Annotated in this window: 3 protein-coding genes and 1 pseudogene; 2 read left to right on the top strand and 2 right to left on the bottom strand. The window is 73.1% G+C overall.

What is annotated here, in order from left to right; genetic code table 11:
* Positions 1-417, bottom strand: a pseudogene (locus MR1_RS18835) (ATP-dependent DNA ligase); the annotation flags it as partial.
* A gap of 99 nt (positions 418-516) precedes the next feature.
* Complete coding sequence (locus MR1_RS18830; protein WP_067250743.1) at positions 517-1,284, bottom strand: IclR family transcriptional regulator; 768 nt, start codon at positions 1,282-1,284, stop codon at positions 517-519.
* A 183-nt stretch (positions 1,285-1,467) separates the two neighbouring features.
* Here MR1_RS18830 and dhaK point away from each other — a divergent pair, with 183 nt between their 5' ends.
* Both dhaK and dhaL read left to right on the top strand, forming a co-directional pair.
* Positions 1,468-2,463 carry a dihydroxyacetone kinase subunit DhaK gene (gene dhaK / locus MR1_RS18825; protein ID WP_067250740.1) on the top strand — a complete coding sequence of 332 codons (996 nt, stop codon included), beginning with the start codon at positions 1,468-1,470 and terminating at the stop codon, positions 2,461-2,463.
* 17 nt (positions 2,464-2,480) lie between these two features.
* A complete protein-coding gene (gene dhaL / locus MR1_RS18820; protein WP_255218204.1) occupies positions 2,481-3,107 on the top strand; it encodes a dihydroxyacetone kinase subunit DhaL in 627 nt (208 codons plus the stop codon).
* Positions 3,108-3,140: the final 33 nt, after the last annotated feature.

Raw genomic sequence — 3,140 nt, 5'->3', positions numbered from 1 at the left:
GGCGGCGATCGCGTCCAGGAGAACGCCGGCGAGCGCGCCTGTGCGCAGCTCGCCGAGGATCGCCCGGGCCAGGAAATCCCATTCCGCCGCCGTCGATCTCGCGGCGAGCGCGGCCAGCGCCTCCCCGCGGCGCAGGGACGACCCGGCGCCCGCGGCCCCGGCGACCTCCTCGAGCGCGGCGTCCACGTCGGCGATGGTCAGCACCGGATCCGGCGCGTGCGTCACGTCGACGGCCGCGATGCCGCGCCACCCGACGCCGACGCGTCCCTGGCGCGGCTGGGCCAGGAGGAGTCCGACGAGCGGGACGAGCTCGTCGGGAGAGGACGCCGCGAGCAGCCGGGCGAGCGCGTCGATCTTCGCCCGGCGCGACGACGTGGCGGCGACCTCGGCGGCGGTGTCGACCAGCTCGGAGAGCATCACACCGGAATTGTCGCACCGGCCGCCGACATCGCGATCGGCGGCGACACCGGATCCGGCGCCCGGCATGGGATCGGGCCGGGGACCGTCCGCACCGCCTCAGTCGTCGGCGGGGGAGACGCCCGGCGGCCAGGTCGGCGACCCCAGCTCGCGGGAGATGTTCCTCGCCGTCTCGCGCAGCGCGTGCAGCACGGCGTCCGGCGCCGGTGCGTCCGGCGAGGGGAAGACGACCGCGAGGGCCGCCACGATGTCGCCGCGGGCGTCGGCGACGGGGGCGGCGAGCGAGGACTCCCCGAGCACCGCCTCGTCGTTCTCCCCGGCGGCGCCGCGTTCCGCGATGCCGGGCAGCTCGCGCCGCAGTCGGTCGGGCGAGGTGATCGTCTCGCCGGTGAGGCTGCGCAGTGGCGCCGCGAACACCGCCCGCTGGAAGCCCAGGTCGTGTGCCAGCAGGACCTTGCCCATGGCCGAGGCGTGCGCCGGGATCGCCAGTCCCGTCTCCAGCATCTGCTGGCTGTCGTCCGGACGGAGGGTGTGGTGGATCACGAGGACCTCGGTGAAGTGCGGCGCGCCCAGGCGCACGGCCATCCCGGTGCGCCGTGCGAGGTCGTGGGTCCAGCGCATGGCGCGGGCGCGGACGTCCAGGCTGTCGAGGTAGACGTTGCTGAGCTTCAGCAGGGTCGGGCCGAGCATGTAGCGCTGCCCGCCCCGCTCCTTCGCGACCAGCCCGTGGGCGCGGAGGGACTTCACGATGCCGTGCACGGTGGACGGCGGCAGGTCCAGCGCGGCGGCGAGATCGCTGATGCCGAGATGGCGCGCGCCCTGCAGCAGATCGAGGATCCTTGCCGCGCGGTCGATCGACTGGATCATGCGTCGTCGCCCCTCTCCGCGGTGCCGTCGGTCTCCCTTGACATTCCGTCATTCTCCCCGCATATTCGACATTAACGAAAAGCTTTCCGAAAGTGGAGCTTTCGACCGATGCCCGACGGAGGGCAGCGCACCGCTTCGCACCGGCGCCGGCCCCCGGGTCTGACCGAGCCAGGAGGAAGCAGGATGAAGAAGCTCATCAACGCGCCGGAGGACGTGCTCGTCGAGTCGCTGCGAGGGGTGGCGCTCGCGCATCCCGAGCTGTCGGTGGACCTCGAGACGCATGTCATCACCCGCGCGACGCCCAAGGACGCGGGCAAGGTCGGGGTCGTCTCCGGCGGAGGCTCCGGCCACGAGCCGCTGCACGGCGGCTACGTCGGGCGCGGAATGCTCGACGCCGCGGTGGCGGGCGAGGTCTTCACGTCGCCCACGCCCGATCGCGTGCAGGCGGCGACGAAGGCGGTGGACCGCGGCGCGGGCGTGCTGCACATCGTGAAGAACTACACCGGCGACGTCCTGAACTTCGAGATGGCCGCGGAACTGGCGTCCATGGAGGGCATCGAGGTGCGCTCGGTCACCGTGGACGACGACGTCGCCGTCCAGGACTCGCTCTACACCGCCGGGCGGCGCGGCGTCGGGCTCACGGTGCTGCTGGAGAAGATCGTGGGCGCAGCCGCGGAGGAGGGGCAGGACCTCGCGGCCGTGGCCGATCTCGCGGCCCGGGTGAACGGTCAGGGCCGGTCGATGGGCATGGCCCTGACGAGCTGCACCGTGCCCGCGGCGGGAAAGCCCACGTTCGATCTGCCGGACGACCAGATGGAGATCGGGATCGGCATCCACGGCGAGCCCGGCCGGCACCGGGAGCCGCTGGCGCCCGCCCGCGAGATCGCGGCCCAGCTGGTGGACCCGATCCTCGCCGACCTGGACGCGGCGGGCGGACCGGCGATCGTCATGCTCAACGGCATGGGCGCGTCGCCGCTGATCGAGCTCTACCTCATGTACGGCGAGGTCGCCGCGCTGCTGGAGAAGGCGGGCGTGACGATCGCCCGGAACCTCGTCGGCAACTACATCACGTCGCTGGACATGGCCGGGTGCTCGCTCACGGTCCTGAAGGCCGACGACGAGCTGCTTCGCCTGTGGGACGCGCCGGTCGTGACCCCGGGCCTGCGGTGGGGCGCATGATGGCGGGAACGATCGGGATGGATGCGCTGGCCGACTGGCTGGTCCGTTTCCGGGACGCCGTGACGGCGAAGCGGGACTGGCTCACCGAGCTCGACTCCGCGATCGGCGACGCGGACCACGGCGCGAACATGACGCGCGGGATGGAGGCCGTCGTCGCGAAGCTGGATCCGGCGCCGGCGACGGTCGACGAGCTGCTGAAGACCGCGGGGATGACGCTCGTCGGCTCGGTGGGCGGAGCGAGCGGCCCGCTGTACGGCACGTTCTTCCTCCGGATGGGGATGACGGCGGGAGCCGTGACGGAGCTCGACGCGCCCGGGCTCGCGGCGGCCCTCCGTGCGGGTCTGGAGGGCATCGTGGCGCGGGGCAAGGCCGAGGCCGGCGACAAGACGCTCTTCGACGCGATGGCGCCCGCGGTGGATGCGCTGGACGCGCGGATCGGTGAGGGCGCTGACCTCGCCGACGCCGCGCGTGCGGCCGCCGAGGCCGCCGCGGAAGGGCGTGACGCGACGCTGCCGCTGGTGGCGCGCAAGGGACGTGCGAGCTATCTGGGCGAACGCAGCGCGGGACACCTCGATCCGGGGGCGGCGTCCACGGTCCTGTTGTTCGAGACGCTCGCCGACGCGGTCGCGGGCCGCACCCGATGATCGGGATCGTCGCCGTCTCGCACAGTCAGCGTC

This window comes from Microbacterium resistens NBRC 103078, from assembly GCF_001552355.1.
Classification (GTDB): domain Bacteria; phylum Actinomycetota; class Actinomycetes; order Actinomycetales; family Microbacteriaceae; genus Microbacterium; species Microbacterium resistens.
The sequence above is the reverse complement of the archived record's forward strand: the minus strand, read 5'-3'. Positions and strand labels throughout refer to the sequence as shown.